The organism is Janthinobacterium sp. RA13 (assembly GCF_000745325.1).
Taxonomy (GTDB): Bacteria; Pseudomonadota; Gammaproteobacteria; order Burkholderiales; family Burkholderiaceae_D; genus Janthinobacterium; species Janthinobacterium rivuli.
The window spans coordinates 2,546,625-2,565,758 of the sequence record NZ_JQNP01000001.1 but is presented as its reverse complement, the minus strand read 5'-3'; the positions used below and the strand labels follow the sequence as shown (position 1 = coordinate 2,565,758).

The 19,134-nt window shown below is 61.7% G+C and carries 18 protein-coding genes and 1 tRNA gene; 8 read left to right on the top strand and 11 right to left on the bottom strand.

Annotation, left to right across the window (positions count from 1 at the left end):
- Positions 1 to 35: 35 nt before the first annotated feature.
- Entirely contained in the window at positions 36 to 1,922 is a 1,887-nt protein-coding gene (locus tag FG13_RS11340) for an MFS transporter (RefSeq protein ID WP_035820937.1), read from the top strand.
- A gap of 3 nt (positions 1,923 to 1,925) precedes the next feature.
- On the opposite strand, the gene FG13_RS11335 is transcribed toward FG13_RS11340, so the two are convergent.
- Together FG13_RS11335 and FG13_RS11330 are read right to left on the bottom strand one after the other, a co-directional pair.
- The gene (locus FG13_RS11335) at positions 1,926 to 3,467 is read right to left on the bottom strand and encodes a hybrid sensor histidine kinase/response regulator (RefSeq protein WP_035820935.1); all 1,542 of its coding nucleotides are present in this window, start codon (positions 3,465 to 3,467) and stop codon (positions 1,926 to 1,928) included.
- An 8-nt stretch (positions 3,468 to 3,475) separates the two neighbouring features.
- Positions 3,476 to 4,987 carry an ATPase domain-containing protein gene (locus FG13_RS11330; RefSeq protein WP_081922536.1) on the bottom strand — a complete coding sequence of 504 codons (1,512 nt, stop codon included), beginning with the start codon at positions 4,985 to 4,987 and terminating at the stop codon, positions 3,476 to 3,478.
- A 444-nt stretch (positions 4,988 to 5,431) separates the two neighbouring features.
- Between FG13_RS11330 and FG13_RS11325 the strand changes: the two genes are divergently transcribed.
- The 7 genes from FG13_RS11325 (at position 5,432) to FG13_RS11295 (ending at position 13,380) form a co-directional block, all read left to right on the top strand.
- Complete coding sequence (locus tag FG13_RS11325; RefSeq protein ID WP_035820933.1) at positions 5,432 to 6,646, top strand: efflux RND transporter periplasmic adaptor subunit; 1,215 nt, start codon at positions 5,432 to 5,434, stop codon at positions 6,644 to 6,646.
- A 15-nt stretch (positions 6,647 to 6,661) separates the two neighbouring features.
- Positions 6,662 to 9,826, top strand: coding sequence for an efflux RND transporter permease subunit (locus FG13_RS11320; protein ID WP_035820931.1), 3,165 nt, complete (start codon positions 6,662 to 6,664; stop codon positions 9,824 to 9,826).
- A gap of 1 nt (position 9,827) precedes the next feature.
- Complete coding sequence (gene adeC / locus FG13_RS11315; protein ID WP_035820929.1) at positions 9,828 to 11,276, top strand: AdeC/AdeK/OprM family multidrug efflux complex outer membrane factor; 1,449 nt, start codon at positions 9,828 to 9,830, stop codon at positions 11,274 to 11,276.
- A gap of 68 nt (positions 11,277 to 11,344) precedes the next feature.
- Positions 11,345 to 11,959 carry a TetR/AcrR family transcriptional regulator gene (locus FG13_RS11310; protein ID WP_035820927.1) on the top strand — a complete coding sequence of 205 codons (615 nt, stop codon included), beginning with the start codon at positions 11,345 to 11,347 and terminating at the stop codon, positions 11,957 to 11,959.
- A 102-nt stretch (positions 11,960 to 12,061) separates the two neighbouring features.
- Positions 12,062 to 12,138: transfer RNA gene (locus tag FG13_RS11305), tRNA-Pro, on the top strand.
- 202 nt (positions 12,139 to 12,340) lie between these two features.
- Positions 12,341 to 12,796 (top strand): DUF2262 domain-containing protein, encoded by a 456-nt coding sequence (locus FG13_RS28965; protein ID WP_051958928.1) that lies wholly within the window; start codon positions 12,341 to 12,343, stop codon positions 12,794 to 12,796.
- A 227-nt stretch (positions 12,797 to 13,023) separates the two neighbouring features.
- The gene (locus FG13_RS11295; protein WP_035820925.1) at positions 13,024 to 13,380 is read left to right on the top strand and encodes a hypothetical protein; all 357 of its coding nucleotides are present in this window, start codon (positions 13,024 to 13,026) and stop codon (positions 13,378 to 13,380) included.
- 101 nt (positions 13,381 to 13,481) lie between these two features.
- On the opposite strand, the gene FG13_RS11290 is transcribed toward FG13_RS11295, so the two are convergent.
- Genes FG13_RS11290 through FG13_RS30925 form a run of 9 tightly spaced genes read right to left on the bottom strand, consistent with a single transcriptional unit; the run spans position 13,482 to position 19,067 of the window.
- Positions 13,482 to 14,600 (bottom strand): tyrosine-type recombinase/integrase, encoded by a 1,119-nt coding sequence (locus FG13_RS11290; protein ID WP_035820923.1) that lies wholly within the window; start codon positions 14,598 to 14,600, stop codon positions 13,482 to 13,484.
- Positions 14,597 to 14,803: a DUF4224 domain-containing protein gene (locus FG13_RS31255; RefSeq protein ID WP_035820921.1), complete on the bottom strand. Its 207-nt coding sequence runs from the start codon at positions 14,801 to 14,803 to the stop codon at positions 14,597 to 14,599. The genes FG13_RS11290 and FG13_RS31255 overlap by 4 nt, the downstream gene beginning before the upstream one ends.
- A 25-nt stretch (positions 14,804 to 14,828) precedes the next feature.
- Positions 14,829 to 15,029 (bottom strand): hypothetical protein, encoded by a 201-nt coding sequence (locus FG13_RS11280; RefSeq protein ID WP_035820919.1) that lies wholly within the window; start codon positions 15,027 to 15,029, stop codon positions 14,829 to 14,831.
- Between the two features lie 15 nt (positions 15,030 to 15,044).
- The gene (locus FG13_RS11275) at positions 15,045 to 15,896 is read right to left on the bottom strand and encodes a phosphoadenosine phosphosulfate reductase domain-containing protein (protein WP_051958926.1); all 852 of its coding nucleotides are present in this window, start codon (positions 15,894 to 15,896) and stop codon (positions 15,045 to 15,047) included.
- Positions 15,893 to 16,507, bottom strand: coding sequence for a hypothetical protein (locus tag FG13_RS11270; RefSeq protein WP_200880272.1), 615 nt, complete (start codon positions 16,505 to 16,507; stop codon positions 15,893 to 15,895). Before FG13_RS11270 ends, FG13_RS11275 begins: the two co-directional genes overlap by 4 nt.
- A complete protein-coding gene (locus FG13_RS11265; protein WP_051958924.1) occupies positions 16,504 to 16,743 on the bottom strand; it encodes a hypothetical protein in 240 nt (79 codons plus the stop codon). Before FG13_RS11265 ends, FG13_RS11270 begins: the two co-directional genes overlap by 4 nt.
- Positions 16,737 to 16,889: a hypothetical protein gene (locus FG13_RS30655; RefSeq protein WP_200880271.1), complete on the bottom strand. Its 153-nt coding sequence runs from the start codon at positions 16,887 to 16,889 to the stop codon at positions 16,737 to 16,739. The genes FG13_RS11265 and FG13_RS30655 overlap by 7 nt, the downstream gene beginning before the upstream one ends.
- Positions 16,886 to 18,724, bottom strand: a complete 1,839-nt coding sequence (locus FG13_RS11260) for a replication endonuclease (RefSeq protein WP_081922534.1) — start codon at positions 18,722 to 18,724, stop codon at positions 16,886 to 16,888. The genes FG13_RS30655 and FG13_RS11260 overlap by 4 nt, the downstream gene beginning before the upstream one ends.
- Complete coding sequence (locus tag FG13_RS30925) at positions 18,714 to 19,067, bottom strand: hypothetical protein (protein WP_035820917.1); 354 nt, start codon at positions 19,065 to 19,067, stop codon at positions 18,714 to 18,716. The genes FG13_RS11260 and FG13_RS30925 overlap by 11 nt, the downstream gene beginning before the upstream one ends.
- Positions 19,068 to 19,134: the final 67 nt, after the last annotated feature.

Here is a 19,134-nt window from a genome sequence, read left to right as displayed (position 1 = left end):
TTTTAGCAATTCCTTAATTGCCCGTTCCCCATGCCATGAGTCAAAGCAGCCAGTTTTCCTTATTGTCGCAGCGCCGTTTCGGGCCCTTCTTCTGGACCCAGTTCTTTGGCGCCTTCAACGACAATCTGTTCAAGACGGCCCTGATGGTGATCCTCGCCTACGATGCGCTGAGCTGGACCACGCTCGACCCGTCCACCATCACCAACCTGATCCCAGGCCTGTTCATTTTGCCGTATGTCGTGTTTTCGGCCACGGCGGGCCAGCTGGCCGACAAGTTTGAAAAGGCGGGCCTGGCCCGCTTCGTGAAATGGATGGAACTGGCCATCATGGCCGTGGCCGCCGCCGGCTGGATGACGCACACCCTGTGGCTGCTGGTGGCGGCCGTGGTGGGCATGGGCGTGCATTCGACCCTGTTCGGCCCCGTCAAGTATGCCTACCTGCCGCAGCAGCTGAAACCCGAGGAATTGGTCGGCGGCAATGGCCTGATCGAGATGGGGACGTTTGTCGGCATTTTGCTGGGCGAAATCCTCGGCGCCGTCTTGATCGTGCACAAGCCGCTGGGCGTGGAGCTGGTGGCCGGCGCGACCATCGCCGTGGCCGTGTTCGGCCTGATCGCCAGCTACCGCGTGCCGCGCACGCCGGCGCCCGAGCCGGACTTGAAGGTGAGTTTGAATTTCGTCGCCGAATCGTTCCGCAACCTGAATTTTTCGCGCAAGAACCGTCCCGTCTTCCTGGCCATGCTGGGCAACTCCTGGTTCTGGTTTTACGGCGCCCTGATCCTGGCCCAGTTCCCCGTGTACTCGAAGGATTTCCTGCATGGCGACCATAGCGTGTTCGTGCTGCTGCTGACCGTGTTTTCCGTCGGCATCGGCACGGGTTCGCTGCTGTGCGAACGCCTGTCCGGTCACAAGATCGAAATCGGCCTGGTGCCGTTCGGTTCCATCGGCCTGTCGCTGTTCGGCATCGACCTGTATTTCGCCAGCAATGCGTACGCGAATACGCAAGTGGTCGACGCGCTGGCGTTCGTCAGCCAGGCGGGCGTGCCGCGCATTCTGATCGACATCGTCATGATCGGCGTCTTCGGCGGCTTTTTCATCGTGCCCCTGTTCGCCCTGATCCAGACGCGTTGCGACCCGAAACACATTTCGCGCACGATCGCCGGCATGAATATCCTGAACGCGCTGTTCATGGTGGCGGCGGCCGGCGTGGCCATCGTGCTGCTGGGCCAAGGCTTTACGATTCCGCAGCTGTTCCTCGTCACAGCCATTTTGAATGCGCTGGTAGCCGCCTACATCTTCTCGCTGGTGCCGGAATTCCTCATGCGTTTCCTGGCGTGGATCTTGATCCAGACCGTGCACAGGGTCAAAGTCGTCGATGGCGAGCGCATCCCCACGGAAGGGGCGGCCGTGCTGGTGTGCAACCACGTCAGCTATGTGGATGCCATCGTCATCATGGCGGCCAGCCCTCGCCCCATCCGTTTCGTCATGGACCACCGCATCTTCAAAATGCCGCTGATGGGCTGGATATTCCGCACGGCCAAGGCGATTCCCATCGCGCCGGCCAAGGAAGATCCTTTCCTGATGGAAAAAGCGTTTATCGATATCGCGCAAGCGCTGCACGAGGGCGAGCTTGTCTGCATCTTCCCGGAAGGCAAGCTGACGCGCACCGGCCAGATCAGCGAATTCAAGGGCGGCATTGCGAAGATAGTCGAGCGCAGCAAGGTGCCCGTGATTCCGCTGGCGCTGCGCGGCTTGTGGGGGCATCTGTTGAGCCATCGCAACGGCCATTTGTTCGAGCGCGCCTTCAAGGCGGGCTTGCGCTCGCGTTTGTCGCTGGCCGTCGGCATGCCCGTGGCGCCCGAGGCCGCCACGCCGGAACTGCTGCAACAGAAAGTGCAGGAATTGCGCGGCAAGTGGAAATAAGCGCTATTGCGTCTGCGTAGCCGCACCTGCCTGCCGCGCGAGGTGTGCGCGGAGCAGGGCGGCAATGGCGTCGAAATCCACCGGTTTCGTCAGGTGGTGGTCGAAACCGGCTTGTTCCGTGCGTGAGCGCGCCTCGCTTTGGCCCCAGCCCGTCAGGGCGATCAGCAGTACGTCGCGCCCTTGCGCACGCTGGCGTATCTGGCGCGCCGCTTCATAACCATCCATGTCCGGCATGCCCAGGTCCATCACCACCAGTTGCGGCCACGCCATCTCGACGGCCGCCAGCGCCTGCATGCCGCCATACGCGACCTTGGCGGCATAGCCTTCGAGCTGGAACAGGCTTTGCAAGGAATCGGCCGCATCGAGGTTGTCGTCCACCACCAGCACTTGCACGGGCTCGCTTGCGCCGGTGGGGGACTCCTGGACGGCAGCCGGCGGCATGACGGCCGGGGCGTCGCCAGCGCTGGCCGGCAAGGTGACGATGAAGCGGCTGCCGCGGCCGGGGCCGTCGCTGTAGGCGTCGATGCCGCCGCCATGCATCTCGGCAAATTGACGCGCCAGGCTGAGGCCGATACCCAGGCCGCTGGCCATCTGGCCTTCCACCGTGCGCCCCTGTTCGAACATGGAAAAGATGCGCGCGATGGCGTCCGGTTCGATGCCGATGCCATTGTCTTCGATCATCACCTGCAGCAGGCCCTGTGCCAGGCGCACCGTGATGTGGATGTGCCCGCCGTCCGGCGTAAACTTCACGGCATTCAACACGAGATTGGCAAATATCTGCACCACCCTGGCATAGTCGGCGTGCAGCGTGATGGGCAGCGGCGGCAACGCCTGCGTGATGCTGATGTGCCGGCTGTCGGCGGCGGGCTGGCATAGTTCCATCACATGGTCGAGCACTTGTTGTAATTCAATATCCTCGCGCTGCAGCAGTATCTTGCCGCTGGTGATGCGCGCCACGTTGAGCAAGTCATCCACCAGCCGCGTCAGGTGTGTCACCTGGCGCTCGATCACGCCGCTCACTTTGCCGATCTGCTCCGATGCCGGGTACAGATGCTTGAGCAGGGCCACGGAAGTCTTGATGGGCGCCAGCGGATTGCGCAGTTCATGTCCGAGGCTGGCAAGAAATTCGTCTTTGCGCCGCTGCGTTTCGCGCACCTGGTACTGGCGCTGGCGCGCGCGCAGCATGGCATGGGCCGAGGTGATCAGTGTCAATATGTGCACGGGGCGTTCCAGCAGGGTCAGGTTGCCCAGGGTGGCGACGGCTTGCTGCAAGGGCAGCGAATCGAGTCCCGCGTGCGTCAGCAGGAGGATGGGCAAATCGGACCAGTCCGGCTGCTGGCGGGCGTAGGCGTCGAGCACGGCGTAGACGCCTGCGTGCAAGGCCTCGTCCACGGTCAGCACGCCGCCGGCGCCCAGCGCCAGCTGCTCGGCCAGCTCGCCGGCGGAGCGGCAGGCGTGGCTGGCGATGGCTTCGCCGGCGAGTACCCTGGCGGCCAGGGCGGCGTCCTGGCCGCCAGGCGCGTAAATCAGGATGCGCTGCTCCATGGCAGTTCCTAGGGGAAGGGCGTGCCGCCGATGGTGGGCAAGCCCGACAGGATGCCGTGAAAGCCGGCCAGGGCCGGGCCGATGCGGATGCCCTGCGGGCTGATCTCGAAGCGGCGGATGCTGCGCTCGTGCGCGCTGCCGCGCTTCTTGAACACGGAAATGGCTTGCCGCACCTCGCCTTCCGTTTCGTAATAGCGCAGCATGATGACGCTGTCGGCCAGGTAGCTGGCGTCGGCCGCCGTCGTCATCGAGGTGCCCAGCATGTTTTGCTGCACCCCGACGAGCAGGGTGGCCACGCCGCGCTGGCTCAGGTAATTGAGCAGTTCATGCAGATAGGTGCTCTGGAAGCGTTCATCGGGCACCGCATGCATGTAGCCGTTCAGGCTATCGATGACGATGACCCGCGCGCCCCTTTCTGCCGCGTCGACGACGGCCTGGGCGAATTCTCCCGGGGCCAGCTCGGCCGGATCGATTTGCTGTGCGCTCAGCAGGCCGGAGTCGAGCGCCGCCTGCAGGCGCATGCCGACGCTGTCGGCGCGGTTCAGCAGCTTGCTGCGCGCTTCCTCGAACAGGAACATGGCGCACGGTTCGCCGCGCGTTGTTGCCGCGTGCACGAATTGCGCCGCCAGGGTGGACTTGCCGCTGCCGGCCGGGCCGGAAATGAGCGTGCTCATGCCTTCTTCCAGGCCGCCGCCTGTCATGATGTCGAGTTCAGGTACGCCGCTTGACAGGCGCTGATGGCCGCCATCGCGGCGCGTGTCGGCCGCCACCAGGCGCGGATAGACGACCAGGCCGTCACGGGCGATCTTGTAGTCGTGCGTGCCGCTGCGAAACGGCACGCCCCGGTATTTCACCACCCGCACGCGGCGTCGGTCATTGCCATAGTCCTGGTTTTGCAGCTCCAGTGAAATGACGCAGTGGGCCACGCTACGCACTTGCAAGCCGTCGTCCAGCGCGGAACGGTCATCGATCAGCAGGGTGGTGCAGTGCCGGCTGGCCAGGTATTGTTTCAACGCCACCACCTGGCGCCGGTAGCGCAGCGGGTTTTCCGCCAGCAATTGCAGTTCGGACAGCGAATCGAGCACGAGGCGGGCAGGGCGATGCTTTTCGATGGCGGCCAGGATGCGCTGGTTGGTCGATGCCAGTTCGATTTCAGACGGGTGGAAGATGGTGTACTGGCGCTCGGGGTCGAGGATGTCGTCGCTGGGCGCCACTTCTTCGATGGCGATGCCGGCCAGGTCCCAGCCATGCGACAGGGCCGCGCCGCGCAGCTCGATCTCGGATTCCGCCAGGGCGATATACAGCACCGGCACGCCGTTGCGCGCCCCTTCGGCCAGAAATTGCAGCGCCAGGGTGGTCTTGCCCGTGCCAGGCACGCCTTCGACCAGATACAGGCGCTCGGCCAGCAAGCCGCCATCGAGTATGGCGTCGAGGCCGGCGACGCCGGTCGACAGCAGTGGCGGCGCCTCCGTGCCCCGCGCGCCATCCCGCTGTCTTGTATGTCGCTCCTGTGCTGTCATCGTTGCGCCCCCGCTTGCCACGCTGTGGTCACGCGTTTGTCACGCGTTGGTCAATATACTAGCGCGTCCGCCGCGGCATGTCTTTTCGATACCATTGGTAAATATTTATGGTGGCCGGGCGTGTGCGCGCAGGGCAGTGTTGCGCGCGCGATCAGGGCTTCAGCAAAAAACGCATTACCCTGCTACAGTATTCATTCAATCCAACTTTCCGCATTGCCGTTTTGCCGCCGCCCGCCAGCTCCCTGTTCGAACTGGCTGACGTGCAGACGCTGTCGCTGTCTTCATTTTATTGCTTCATTGATAATTTAATTCGCTTGATAGTTACTATGTTTCAATTGTAACGATGCTTGACGATTTTAGAATGATCGTTCATTCTTTGATCTGCGTTAATAAATTTAGTCATTTCTAACGACACTAGCCAGCTTCTTTTTCAGAAAGTCCAAGATGCAACCAACCTTTTCCCTGACGTCGCCGCGTACGAGCGGCGCTATTGCCGTTCTGTGCGCCACTGTAATCATGGCCGGCTGCAGTAAAAAACAGGAAGCACCTCACGCGCAGCAAGCGCCACAGGTGGTCGTGTTTACTGTTAATCCGGCCGCGTTGCCGATGAGCGCCGAATTGCCCGGCCGTACGAATGCCTACCAGGTCGCCGATGTGCGCCCGCAAGTCGGTGGCTTGATCCAGAAGCGCCTGTTCGTCGAAGGCAGCGATGTGAAAGCGGGCACGGCCCTGTACCAGATCGATTCCGCCACCTACCAGGCGGCCGCCAATTCGGCCAAGGCCGCGCTGTCGAAAGCCAAGGCCAACTTGCTGACGGCCGGCCCGAAAGCGTCGCGCTACAAGGAACTGGTTGCCATCGAAGGCGTAAGCCGCCAGGAATACGATGATGCCGTCGCCGCGTTCGAGCAAGCCAAGGCAGACGTCGAGTCCGCCACTGCGGCGCTGGAATCGGCGAACATCAACCTGCGCTACAGCACCGTGACGGCGCCGATCAGCGGCCGCACCAGCCGCTCGACCGTGACGGCCGGCGCGCTGGTCACGGCGGGCCAGGCCGAAGCCCTGACCACGGTGCAGCAACTCGATCCGATCTACGTCGACGTGACCCAGTCGAGCACGGATTTGCTGCGCCTGAAGCGCCAGATGGCCGACGGCTCGCTGAAAAAAGTCGGCGAAGGCCAGGCCAAGGTTGACTTGCTCCTGCCGGACGGCAGCAAGTACAGCGAATCGGGCAAGCTGCAGTTTTCTGGCGTGAGCGTCGATCCGACCACCGGCAATGTGATCCTGCGCGCGCTGTTCCCGAACCCGAAAGGCGAATTGCTGCCAGGCATGTACGTACGTGCTCAGCTGGAAACGGGCGTCGATGAAAAAGCCATCACCGTGCCGCAAGTGGGCGTGACGCGCAACCAGAAGGGCCAGGCAACTGCCCTGATCCTGAACAAGGAAAACAAGGTCGAGCAACGCGTGCTGACTACCAGCGGCACCGTCGGCACCAACTGGCTGGTGACGTCCGGCCTGGCCGCAGGCGACCGCGTGATCGTGGAAGGCTTGCAAAAAGTCAAGCCAGGCGCACCCGCCGTTGCCGTGCCGGCCAAGGCCGACGCTGCTCCTGCGCCTGCCGCTGCCGCTTCTGCCGCAGCATCGGCTGCCAGCGCCCACTAATTCAGGAGAATATTAATGGCCCGTTTTTTCATTGACCGCCCGATTTTTGCCTGGGTGGTCGCGATCGTCATCATGCTTGCCGGCGTGATTTCGATCCTCAGCCTGCCGATCGCGCAGTACCCGAGCATTGCCCCGCCGTCGATTTCGATCAGCGGCTCCTACCCTGGCGCCTCCGCCAAGACCGTGGAAGACGCGGTCACCCAGGTCATCGAACAAAAGATGAAGGGCATCGACGGCTTGCGTTACATGTCCTCGTCGAGCGATGCGACTGGCGGCATCAGCATTACGCTGACGTTTACCAGCGGCACCAATCCCGACATCGCCCAGGTGCAGGTACAGAACAAGCTGCAGCTGGCCACGCCACTGCTGCCGACGGCTGTCACGCAACAGGGTCTTGTCGTGTCGAAAGCGACGAAGAACTTCCTGATGGTGTTCGGCTTCATTTCCGAAAACGGCAAGATGGACCAGACCGACTTGAGCGACTATGTGGCCGCCAACGTCGTCGATCCGCTCAGCCGCGTGCCGGGCGTGGGCGACGTGACGCTGTTCGGTTCGCAGTACGCGATGCGCATCTGGCTCAATCCGGCCAAGCTGCAAAGTTTCAACCTGACCCCGGCGGACGTGATCACGGCCGTGCAGGCGCAGAATGCGGAAGTGTCGGCCGGTGAGCTGGGCGGCACGCCGTCCATCAAGGGCCAGCAGCTGAACGCCACCGTGTCGGCGCAAAGCCGATTGCAAACGGTGGAACAGTTCGGCGCCATCTTGCTGAAAACCACGACCGACGGCGCCATGGTGCACCTGAAGGATGTGGCCAGCATGGAACTGGGCCGCGAGAACTACAACACCGTGGCCCGCTACAACGGCCATGCGGCAACCGGCGTGGCGATCAAGCTGGCGACGGGCGCCAACGCGCTCGATACGGCCAATGCGGCGAAAGCCATGCTGGGCAACCTGAGCAAGCAATTCCCTGAAGGCATGAGCTACCAGGTGGCGTTCGACACGACCCCGTTCGTGAAACTGTCCATCGAAGAAGTGGTCAAGACCCTGGTCGAAGCCGTCATCCTGGTGTTCCTGGTGATGTATCTGTTCCTGCAGAACTTCCGCGCCACCCTGATCCCGACCATGGCCGTGCCGGTCGTGCTGCTCGGTACCTTCGGCATCCTGAACGCGTTCGGCTACTCGATCAATACGCTCACCATGTTCGCCATGGTGCTGGCCATCGGCTTGCTGGTCGATGATGCGATCGTGGTGGTGGAAAACGTCGAGCGCGTGATGAGCGAAGAGGGCTTGTCGCCGCTGGAAGCGACGCGCAAGTCGATGACGCAGATCACGGGCGCGCTGGTCGGTATCGCCATGGTGCTGTCGGCCGTGTTCGTGCCGATGGCCTTCTTCGGCGGTTCGACGGGCGTGATTTACCGCCAGTTCTCGATCACGATCGTCTCGTCGATGGTGTTGTCCGTCATCGTCGCGCTGGTGTTTACGCCAGCCCTGTGCGCCACCTTGCTCAAACCGGTCGAAAAAGGCCATCACGCGACCAACAAGGGTTTCTTCGGCTGGTTCAACCGCAGTTTTGATAGCAGCAGCAACAAATACCAGGGCCTGGTCGGCAGCATGATCCGCCACCGCGCCCGTTCGATGCTGTTGTACGTGCTGTTGCTGGCTGGCCTGGTGTTCGTCTTCATGCGCCTGCCAACCTCCTTCCTGCCAGAAGAAGACCAGGGCATCCTGTTTACGCAGATTCAATTGCCGACGGGCGCCACGCAAGAGCGCACCCTGAAAGTGATCGAACAGGTCGAAGACCACTTCATGAACAGCGAGAAAGACAACGTCGCTTCCGTGTTTGCCGTCGCCGGTTTCAGCTTTGGCGGTAACGGCCAGAATACGGGTATCGCCTTCGTGCGCCTGAAAGACTGGTCGCTGCGCAAGGACGTGGCGCAAAAAGCGCCGGCCGTGGCCGGTCGCGCCATGGGCAAGTTGTTGCAGATCAAGGATGCGATGGTGTTTACGTTTGCACCGCCTGCCGTGCTGGAACTGGGTAACGCCACCGGTTTCGACATGCAGTTGCAGGATATCGGCGGTGTCGGCCATGACGCGCTGATGGCGGCGCGTAACCAGTTGCTGGGCATGGCGTCGCAAAATCCGGCCATGGTCGGCGTGCGCCCGAACGGCCAGGAAGATACGCCGCAGTACAAGATCGACATCGACCAGCAAAAAGCGACCGCGCTGGGCTTGCAGATATCGGAAATCAACCGCGTGCTGAGCGTCGGCTGGGGTAGTTCGTATGTGAACGACTTCCTCGACCGTGGCCGCGTGAAGAAAGTGTTCATCCAGGGTGACGCCAGTTCGCGCATGCTGCCGGAAGACTTGAACAAGTGGTTCGTGCGCAATACCGCTGGCCAGATGGTGCCGTTCTCGGCCTTCGCCACCGGCAAGTGGATTTACGCGTCGCCACGCCTGGAACGCTACAACGGCTTGCCGTCGGTAGAGATCCTGGGTACGCCGGCGCCGGGCCAGAGCACGGGCGCCGCCATGAACGCGATGGAAGAAATGGTCGCCAAGCTGCCGCCTGGCATCGGCTTCAGCTGGACCGGCGTGTCGCTGGAAGAGCGCGAATCTGGTTCGCAGACGCCGCAGCTGTATGCGCTGTCGCTGCTGATCGTGTTCCTGTGCCTGGCTGCGCTGTATGAAAGCTGGTCGATTCCGTTCTCCGTGCTGCTGGTGGTACCGCTGGGCGTGATCGGCGCCGTGCTGGGCACCTGGTTCTTCGGCCTGTCGAACGACGTGTACTTCCAGGTGGGCTTGCTCACGGTGGTGGGCCTGTCGGCGAAGAATGCGATTCTGATCGTCGAGTTTGCCAAGGAAATGCAGGAATCGGGCATGTCGCTGCTGGACGCGACCTTGCATGCGGTGCGTCTGCGTCTGCGTCCGATTCTGATGACCTCGATTGCCTTCGGCCTGGGCGTGTTGCCACTGGCCATTTCCAGCGGCGCCGGTTCCGGCAGCCAGAACGCCATCGGTATCGGCGTGCTGGGCGGTATGTTGACGGCCACGTTCCTCGGTATCTTCTTCGTGCCGGTGTTCTTCGTGCTGGTGCGCGGCTTCTTCTCGAAGCCGGACGCGCCCGCCACGCCGGCGACGCCTGGTTCGCCAGCCGTCACGCTTTCTAAGGATGCGCATTAATATGAAAAAAACGCTACTCTCCATGGCGGCACTGGCCTTGCTGGCCGGTTGCAGCCTGGCTCCCACATATGAGCGTCCGGCAGCGCCGGCGCCCACGGCGTGGCCTACCGGTCCTTCCTACAAGGCCGACACGGCCGCCGCCGACGCCAAGCCGGTGGCGGACGTCGCCTGGCGCGAGTTCTTTGCCGATGCGCGTTTGCGCCAGGTACTGGAACTGGCGCTGGCCAACAACCGCGACCTGCGCGTCTCGATCCTGAACATCGAGAAGGCGCGCGCCACTTACGGCATCGAACGCGCCGCGCTGATCCCGACCCTGTCGGCGTCCGGTGGCCAGTCGGCCACGCGCATCTCGAAAAACCAGAGCGCCACGGGCGAAGCGTCCATCAATCGCCAGTACACGGCGAACCTGGGCGTGTCGGCCTACGAGCTGGACTTCTTCGGCCGCGTGCGCAGCCTGTCCGACAGCGCGCTGGAACAATACCTGGGCACGGAAGAAGCACGCCGTGCGCAGCAGATCAGCCTGGTGGCCGAAGTGGCCAGCACCTATCTGAACCTGGTGGCCGACCAGCAGCGCCTGCGCGTGGCGCAAGATACCTTGAAGAGCCAGCAGTCGTCGTATGACCTGGCCGTGCGCCGCTTCAGTGCCGGTGCGACTTCCGGCCTGGACAAGTACGACGCCCAGACCAGCGTGGAGTCGGCCCGTTCCGACGTGGCCGTCTACACGAGCCAGGTGGCGCTGGATCAAAACGCGCTGGTGCTGCTGGTGGGCGGCCCCGTGCCGGCCGACCTGCTGCCGCCAGCCGAGTTCGGCGCCGTGACGGCCCTGGCGGACATTCCGTCCGGCGTGCCGTCGGACGTGCTGCAACGCCGTCCCGACGTGCTGGCGGCCGAGCGCACCTTGCGCGCGGCCAACGCCAACATCGGCGCGGCGCGCGCGGCCTTCTTCCCGCGCATTTCGCTGACGGCGACGGCGGGTTCGGTCAGCGACAACCTGTCCGGCCTGTTCAAGGCGGGCAGCGGCACCTGGAGTTTCTTGCCACAGATCAGCTTGCCGATCTTCGATGGCGGCGTGAACCGCGCCAACCTCGATATCGCCAAGGTGCAGCGTGAAATCTCCGTGGCGCAATACGAAAAGGCGATCCAGATCGCCTTCCGTGAAGTGTCCGATGCGCTGGCCCAGCGCGGCACCATCGACGAGCGCCTGCAGTCGCAGGTCTCGCTGGTCGAGGCGTCGACGAAGAGCTACACCATCCACGACGCGCGTTACAAGCAGGGCGCCGAGTCCTACCTGAACGCCCTGGTGGCCCAGCGCGCGCTGTACACGGCGCAGCAAAGCCTCATCACGGCGCGCCTGGCCAAGTCGACCAACCTGGTGACCTTGTACAAGGTGCTGGGCGGCGGTTGGCAGCCTGAGCAGACAGCCGTCGCGGCGGCTGGCGGCGCCCAATAATCACGGGGACGCCGACGCCGGCCTTGTCCTTGCTCGCAAGGGCAGGGCTGGCGCGCTACTGGAAAATCATGAACCAAGTTGAAAAGAAGCATCCGGATCCCGAGCGCGCCAACACGCGGCGCAAGCAGGTCCTCGATGCGGCCGAAAGCTGTTTCAGCCGCCGCGGCTTTCACGGCGCCAGCATGGCCGAGATCTCGAAAGCGGCCGGCATGAGCGCGGGCCACATCTATAATTATTTTGACAGCAAGGATGCGATCATCGCCGCCTTCGTCCTGAAGAATATGGAGCGTGTCACCAACCTGATGCAGGATCTGGCGCAGCGCGAAGATCCGCTGCAGGCCGTGATCGACAATGCTGGCGAGCATGTGCTGGAAAGTCTGGACCCGAAAACGTGGGTGATGCCGCTGGAGATTTTTGCCGAAGCATCGCGCAATCCCGTGATTGCTGAAATGTTGCATTGCGCGGACGTGCGCTCGCGCAAGCTGTTTCTCTCCATCATACGGGATGCGCGCATCAAGCGCGGCTTGCCGGCGGACGAAGAGATGCTGGAAGGGCGGCTCAATACCATGATCGCCATGTACCAGGGCTTGCCCGTGCGGGCGGTGCACAATCCCGACATGAAGGTCGAACCCCTGATCGCCGGTTTCCGCATCGTCCTGACGGCGCTGCTGCTGAACGAATAGGGCGCCTGGACGTGCCATGCAAAAAAGTTTGCGCAGTTCGATATGAATCATGCGCAAAGCATGGCAAAAACCTAAAAGCCTCTGCTATAATTCCCACCTCGTCGGGGCGTAGCGCAGCCTGGTAGCGTACATGCATGGGGTGCATGGGGTCGGAAGTTCGAATCTTCTCGCCCCGACCATTAGATTCAAGGAGTTACAGTGCAAGCTGTATAGAAACCCAGTACTGTATATTATACGTTTGTATAATATCGGTGCTGGGTTTTTCCGTTTGCGTGACATATGAATTGCTCACCGCAGCATTTCGATGGATGCTATCGGACAGAAGCGGTCGTTTACAACGATCAGTTAGACAAAGAATCAATCTATGCATCAGGAGGACTTGTGCAACATCCCCAGTTAGGAACTCTCGAAATTGGTGAAGAATCGGGCGTAGGGACGCTTTTTTTCGATCGCCGCAGTATCCCGCTAATAATTGAACTGGATGATATTGCGCTCGATGATGTGTTGGCGTTTGCCGCGATTATCGCAAGCTCTTTAGAAACTTACGACCGGATTTCGAAGGAAATAATCACAACTGATCTCTTGGATACCTATAACTCTGGGTGGAATGAGTATGATGAGGTCCAGGACGACGGCACTACCAAGACTGTAGTAAATCCAATGCTCAGTTCCACTGAGTTTAAAACGCGTTTCGTTTTGAGTAGCGTAACGATCACTGGGGACTCCAGCGTTGACCTTAGGTATGAAGACGGCGGACTATTCTGGGGACATAGTGTTTTTGTTGAGTCTCTTGATGGCGCGGATTTTACAAACGCACGAGCGCAACTGATTGGCTAATGCGTGGAACAGCGCAGCGTCAACAACCGTTTTTTGCTGAGCGTAGTTGTAATTTGAATGCCCTCAAAGGGGCCGCAAGTGGCGATGACGGATGCGACACAACCAAGTAGAATCGGCCAGTAGCGGTCATTTTTGCGAGCGCTTTATTGATCGCTAAAAACTATGAAGTCGAGTATTCTTTGGCCGCAGACCGCGGATACCCGATGTGCTGCCTCATAGGAGAAGTGATGCAAACCAGCGACATTTTAGGCAAGATCAACGACGGCGTATTTTTCGAAAGAATTTTCGCGCAGGAGCGTGACTGGGATGCAGTGCTAGATTTAAGAGACAGTGCTGCCTTCGATGCCGACTGGCTTGAAAGCAATGAAAAGCTGGTGGTCGGCTATTCGGTAGACGAGACGGCGAGCAAGGAGGTTAGGGAAGCAGCCTTTAAGACCGTGTTTCAACTAACGGGCAATCCAGACTTGGCTGCTTATGTTTCCGATGATTTTGGTCTTATTACCCAGGCCAATCTCCATGGCGCTGATATTGCTTTCATCTGCCGGCTATGGGATTCGTATGTCCATGGTATTTTTCCAACATAACTCTTCCACTCTTTAACCGTTAAAAGGCGATCTTACGGTATGGGGAGGAAGCAGCCATCCAGTGCTAATAGAGGGTGGCTGTCAGTTGGGAAAGTCTAATTTTACTCAAGCCAGGGTAATGCCATAGGAATCTCGGAAACATCTGCGATCACTTCCTTGATGTAGATATCCGTGGTCTTTCCTGACGTGTGCACCAGGCGCTTTTGAATGTCGCTGCGGTTCTCCCCGCGCCGTGCCGCGTCGGTGGCCGCCAAGGCCCGGATATCGCGGAATACGACGTCATCCTTCATGCCAATGCGCTCCTTTGCGCGATCCCACATCGAACTAAGTCCGGAGCGGGTGTACGCGCCGCCCTTTTGCGTCGGAAACACGAATTGGCTGATCAGCCCATACTTGATTTTCAGTCCACGGGCGCGCGAGATCACTTCGGCAATCTCAGGCGTCACGATAATGTCGACGGCCTTGCCGCTGGTTTTTTGTGTCTTGCTTGGCTTGATCCTGATCCGCCCATCTTCGATCTGAGATTCTTTCAGCATGCGGATATCGATGCCTCGCGCCCACAGCAGGTAGGACATATCGATGATGCAGGCGAACATTGGGCCGCTGGCCGTCGGGATGCTCAAGCCTGTGCCCTTGCGTTCCTTGCTCATCATGCCGGCTTCGCGTATCGCCTGCACTTGCGCATGCGTGGCCAGCACCTCGCGTCGTCCGGTCTTGTAGCTGGACATGTCGAGTTGATCGATAGGGTTGTCCTGGCGCAAGCCCAGCTCGCCGATGATGAACTTGAACAGCCTGCTCATCAGTGCTGCATACTTCTTCGCTGTGTTGGGCGTGCTTTTGAAGTTGTCGCGCAAGAAGCCGGCGCAGTCCTTGGTTGTCACCTGGGATGCGTGGAATTCTTCGAACTCGTCGGCGATCACGTCCAGATAGCGACGGTAGGCATCTTGCGTGTCCTTGCCGTAGTTGCCCAGCTTATTCTCTTTGAATTCCACGCAGGCATGGGGCATCGAGCCTTCGACAAGTTGCGGACTGCCCATCAGCGTGGCCAGGGCTGCCAGCATCTTGCTTTCCCCCTCGGCCTCATAGGCAAGGTGAATCCAGCTTTGAATTTTGCCATTGGCCGGGTTACGCATGGGCGCGGCCGCCAGGTAGCGATACGCGCCGTTCTTCAGATAGACCCGGCGCGGCAGGCCGCGATTGGTTTTGCGATGACGATTCATTTTCTGGCAGACTTCCTTACAGGGGCGGGGGCCGCCGGCATGGTGGCGGGATGAATAAGATGCATGCGAAGCACGCGAACTGTGTTGTCGTGCAATCTGGTGGCGGGTACGCCCATTTCCTTCAAGACGCGGAGCTGCTCTGCCGCGCGCCGGTAGTGCGTTAGGTCGATAACCTCTTGATCGCTCAATGCCAAGTCGCTCATATCTGTGTTTCTCCTTCCTTCTTCATCAAATAGTTCTTGTCTGCTCGAATTGGTGCCGGGCGCTGTGGTCCAGCACGCCGACGTAGGTCAAACCCACAGAAGAATGGTCGTCGCAGCCTGGTTGACCAGTGGCCAAGGAAAACGCCTCTGCCTCCGTGTATTGAGGCGCTTCGACGCCAGGCTTGCGGTAGTCGCGCAGCCGGCAGAATTCTTTGTATTGGTCCATTTTCGTAATCTCCTTCTAGTCCGTGCATCCACAATCGGTTAAAGCGTCGTCGAAGGGAAACAGCTCCCCGTGATTCATCGCCATGTCATACATCGCCTGGTAACTGGGCCTGTCCTTGCGGAACCAGCCGCCAGCACCAGATCCGGACGCCTGGGCGTTCTTTTCCTGCTGTATCCACCACAGCGCGCGGCTGGGCTTTTCGCGGATCAGGGATAACACCTGGTTGCCGCCTTTCAGAAAGCACAGATCGCAGTTGCCGTGCATCGTCTTGCCGCTCATGTTCGGCAGGCCCAGGTCAAAATCTTGTGCAGCCCAAAACGCGCGGACGTCGGCCACGGTCAGGCCGGCGGCCGCCAGGGGCGCTTCTTTCACCTCGTGCTTGCCGTAGTCCTGGTTCGCCAGCCGCGCCACGCGCACGGGCTCGTCGGCGCGCATGCCGATAAACGTGGTCCACTCGACCAGGCCTATCGACTTCAGGTAGCGCTGCATCGGGCGCACCTTGAGTTCCGCTGTGCAAAAACGCGCGACAGGGTTCGGGAGGAATTTCTTTTCGTCGTGCAGATTGGCGAACGGCTCGCCGCGGCGGCTGGCCGTTGTGAAGTCCACGATGGCAAACTCCTTGCCACGCGCTTCGTTGCGCGGGCGGTTTTCTATCCAGACGATGGGAACGCCCCAGCGCTCGCCGCAGTCGCGCACGAATTCAAGGGTTGCTTCCTCTTCCTTGCCGGTGTTGGCGAAGCAAACCACCACGTCAGCCGGCAGCGTGCCGCCATAGGCTTGAAGCGTCATCCACAGCATCATGCCGCTGGTACGGCCGCCGCTGAACGAAATGGCGCCCGGGCCATCGAACAGGAATGGACTGTTCATGCGGGCACCGCACAGCGTCGAGCCAGGGCCACCAGCCAATGCGCCAGCTCGGCGGGCGTGTGCTCGCGTTCTGCCTTACCGCATTCCGGCCGCCAGCCTGGATCGCCCTTCCGGCGACGCTCGCCGGAGCGGTTGCGGCCGGACGGGGCGATCACATGCGAGGCGTCGCCCAGGACGATGGGCATGGCCGGTATTTGAGCTGGCGCACAGCCGACGATGTACAGCAAGGTGGCTTTTTCCGCGCGGTGGCCAAACGAGCTTTGGAAAATTGGGAGCGTCCAGCCGCCAAATTTGTCCCGCTCGCCGATCGCTGGCAAGCCGCAGTGTGGCCAGAGGGTCGAGCGCTTCGGGTGCTCAAGCACGCCGCCGAACTTGCGCACCTGGGCGACGGCCCATACTGCAAGTTCCTTTTCGTCCGGACGCGGCTTGGCCAGGTGGCGCAGCGTGCCCCAGGAGCGGCATGGCGGATGCGCTACCACGGGCACACCACCCGGCCAGGTGCGGGCGTCGCGTTCCGCATCCCAGGCATCAACCGCCGGCATGGTCTTGTAAATGGAATTGGCGCGCACGAACAAGGCCGCCACGGCCGGTACTGAGCGTTCCGCAGTCATGCTGGGCACCCGACGGGCGCGGTTGCCTTCTTGACCGCTTCGATTGCGCCCAGCGGCACGGCGCGGAACATGCCTGGCCACTGGTGGTCCAGTTCCACCCACGCATGCAGCTCGCCATTGCCCACGTCGCGGCGCAGGTCGTTGACGGTGCCGGCCTGGTAGCCTTCATCGGTATCGAATGTCACGCGGTCGCCCAGGGCGATTTGCCGCGGTGAATTGGTCGAGGTGTTCAGCATTGCGGTGCTCCTTTCAGTTTGGCGGTTACGCCGCACACGCCGTAGCGGTCGATGGCGGCGTCGATCACCTCGCCGCTGGATGCGGCAACCTCAAAAAATTCAAAGCGTTCGGTTTGCGTGCGAACGATCACGGCATAGGTGCTCATGTGCCATTTCCTTCTTGGGGTGGGTTGTCGGGGACGATCAATCGGGGATATGGGCAGGCGTTGACGGCCGCCCAGGCTGCAATCAGCGCGGTTTTTGCGTCGTCAGGCAGGTCAGGCACTGGCGCCGCCGACGGCGTGGCCGGGGCAGGGCGGTCGCGGTGCGTACAGTTATTTACACGAGTCCGAGGAACGGCAACCCCAACAGCCACCCCGCGCCCGCCTGTGGCCTGTACCGGCGTCCACGTATGGCGCACGGACTTGAAGACCACGCCGATGAGGTCGCTGCAGCGCACGCCATAGGGCGTGATGCGTTGCGTTTCGCCGTAGCGGCCGATGACGGTCTTTTCGTCCTTGGCCAGCGTAACGATCAGTTCCTTGCGCGGCACCAGGGCGCCGCCCTGGGCGCGCAGGTATTCGGCCCAGCAGGCGCGCTTTTCGCCGTCGATCTTTTGCACGGCATTCCAAGCGCGGCGCATGGCGGCCGGCGCTTCATTGAGCATGCTTTCCTCGATGCGGCGCAGTTCGCGCCACACAGTGACGGGCGCGCCGCCCCATTGCTGGAATTGACGGATGCCCCAGCACGCGGCCCAGGACTCGACGCGCGCCGATGGCGTCAGCTCGACATCGCCTTCGGTGTCGGCCGTGACGACATAGCCTTCCTTGGTCTTGTGGTCGGCCACGCCGTCGATGTTCTTGGCCACGTACTTGGCGATGTAGCCGGCGGCGCTGCCCTTGGCCCAGTCGATGCGTTTCACGTCCAGGCGGCGCGCGAAGGCGCCCGGTTCGCCACGGTCCACGCGCCAGGCGTAGCGCTTCATGATGCGGATGGCGCGGCCGGCCACGTCCTGCAGGTGGGCCGTCTTGTATTTCGCGGTGGGGCGCACGAACAGCAGCAAATGCCAATGCGGACAGCCATCGTGATGCGGCTCGGCGATGCGAAAGCCGTACAGGCCGATGCCACGGCGCGCCAGTGCGGAACGGCACAGCGATGTCATCTTGCCCAAATACGCATTGGCTTCGCGCGGCGTGGAGCCGTCGAACTTGTCGTTCGGCTTGCCGCTGTGCTGCATGGCGTGGAACCGCGACGGGCACGTCCAGGTGATGAAAATGCCCTGGTCGCCGCACTCGCGGGCGATCTGCTCAAAACCGTTGATGCGCAACATCAGTTCGCCGCGCCGGATGGCCTTGTTGGCGGTGGTCTTCTCGGCCAGCTCGGCGATGCTGAATTGCTGGCCGTTCTCGTTCTGCACCAGGGTGGCAGCCAGCGCTGCCGCGTTGCGGCGATTTTGTGCCAGGCGCGACAGCACGGCGTCGTTGCTGGCGTAGGGTTCGCCGCGATAGTTCACATAGCCCAGGCGGATATTGCCCGCTTCAAAGGCGCGCTTGACGCGCTTGCGCAATTGGCGGCGCCACCAGCGGGCGTCCACCAGGCGGGCGATGGTGTCGGCCAGAACGTCGAACTCGGGCAGCTCGATGCCATACGAGGCGCATTCGTCTTCCATGATCTGCAAGGCGTGCGTGTCGGACACGGCCATCCACAGCATTTTGGTCACGCCGGCCGCCGCACGTTCGGCGGTGGCCACGATGTCGGCGTCGCTCTGCGACAGGTCCACGCCGGCCGGCACGTACAGGTCAGCGAACTCGCGCACAAAGCCGGTGGCCACGGACTCATAGACTTTGTACCAGGACGACCACGCCATCTTGGCCAGGGCGGCCGTGATGACACGGTTGCGCCATTTGTAGGGGATGCGGGCCAGCTCGGGCGCGAACTGGGCGGATCGCAAAAAGGCTTCGTGACGCTGCGGGGATGGCAGCAGGATTTGTTTAGATTGCATTCAACAGTCTTTCGTACACACGGATAGCGGCAGAGGTGGCGGCGCGTAGCTCGATGCGCTCTTCCTCGGTAAATGAATGGATAGGCGATTCCCAGCGGTCTGCGTCCAGGCCGGCGGCGATCAGCACGGAGCGGCGGGCGCCACGCGGCGACAATCCCCAGGCCTGGGCCATGAAGGGCGCCAGGTTGCGCGGCTTGATGCTGCGTAGCTGGGCCTTGGCTTCGGCGATGGCGGCCAGCGCATGCCCGGCGCCGGGTGGCGTCGGCATGTCCTTGTCGCGCGCGGCCAGAATTTCGGCGGCAGGCTGGAAGGACAGGTGGTTGTCGATAAGGGACGCCGGCATGGTTCAGTCCTTGATGGCGCCGATGGCCCGCAGCACGTCAGGGGCAATGACGATCAGGAGCGACAGC

Excerpts from the sequence above, each read along its gene's own strand:
- FG13_RS31255 (WP_035820921.1), bottom strand. The coding sequence starts at position 14,803 with ATGAGCGACTTGGCATTGAGCGATCAAGAGGTTATCGACCTAACGCAC.
- FG13_RS11295 (WP_035820925.1), top strand. The coding sequence starts at position 13,024 with ATGCAAACCAGCGACATTTTAGGCAAGATCAACGACGGCGTATTTTTC.
- FG13_RS11290 (WP_035820923.1), bottom strand. The coding sequence starts at position 14,600 with ATGAATCGTCATCGCAAAACCAATCGCGGCCTGCCGCGCCGGGTCTAT.
- FG13_RS11280 (WP_035820919.1), bottom strand. The coding sequence starts at position 15,029 with ATGGACCAATACAAAGAATTCTGCCGGCTGCGCGACTACCGCAAGCCT.
- FG13_RS11270 (WP_200880272.1), bottom strand. The coding sequence starts at position 16,507 with ATGACTGCGGAACGCTCAGTACCGGCCGTGGCGGCCTTGTTCGTGCGC.
- FG13_RS11275 (WP_051958926.1), bottom strand. The coding sequence starts at position 15,896 with ATGAACAGTCCATTCCTGTTCGATGGCCCGGGCGCCATTTCGTTCAGC.
- FG13_RS11325 (WP_035820933.1), top strand. The coding sequence starts at position 5,432 with ATGCAACCAACCTTTTCCCTGACGTCGCCGCGTACGAGCGGCGCTATT.
- FG13_RS11335 (WP_035820935.1), bottom strand. The coding sequence starts at position 3,467 with ATGGAGCAGCGCATCCTGATTTACGCGCCTGGCGGCCAGGACGCCGCC.
- FG13_RS11320 (WP_035820931.1), top strand. The coding sequence starts at position 6,662 with ATGGCCCGTTTTTTCATTGACCGCCCGATTTTTGCCTGGGTGGTCGCG.
- FG13_RS30925 (WP_035820917.1), bottom strand. The coding sequence starts at position 19,067 with ATGCCGGCGTCCCTTATCGACAACCACCTGTCCTTCCAGCCTGCCGCC.
- adeC (WP_035820929.1), top strand. The coding sequence starts at position 9,828 with ATGAAAAAAACGCTACTCTCCATGGCGGCACTGGCCTTGCTGGCCGGT.
- FG13_RS11265 (WP_051958924.1), bottom strand. The coding sequence starts at position 16,743 with ATGCTGAACACCTCGACCAATTCACCGCGGCAAATCGCCCTGGGCGAC.
- FG13_RS11340 (WP_035820937.1), top strand. The coding sequence starts at position 36 with ATGAGTCAAAGCAGCCAGTTTTCCTTATTGTCGCAGCGCCGTTTCGGG.
- FG13_RS11310 (WP_035820927.1), top strand. The coding sequence starts at position 11,345 with ATGAACCAAGTTGAAAAGAAGCATCCGGATCCCGAGCGCGCCAACACG.
- FG13_RS11330 (WP_081922536.1), bottom strand. The coding sequence starts at position 4,987 with ATGACAGCACAGGAGCGACATACAAGACAGCGGGATGGCGCGCGGGGC.
- FG13_RS11260 (WP_081922534.1), bottom strand. The coding sequence starts at position 18,724 with ATGCAATCTAAACAAATCCTGCTGCCATCCCCGCAGCGTCACGAAGCC.
- FG13_RS30655 (WP_200880271.1), bottom strand. The coding sequence starts at position 16,889 with ATGAGCACCTATGCCGTGATCGTTCGCACGCAAACCGAACGCTTTGAA.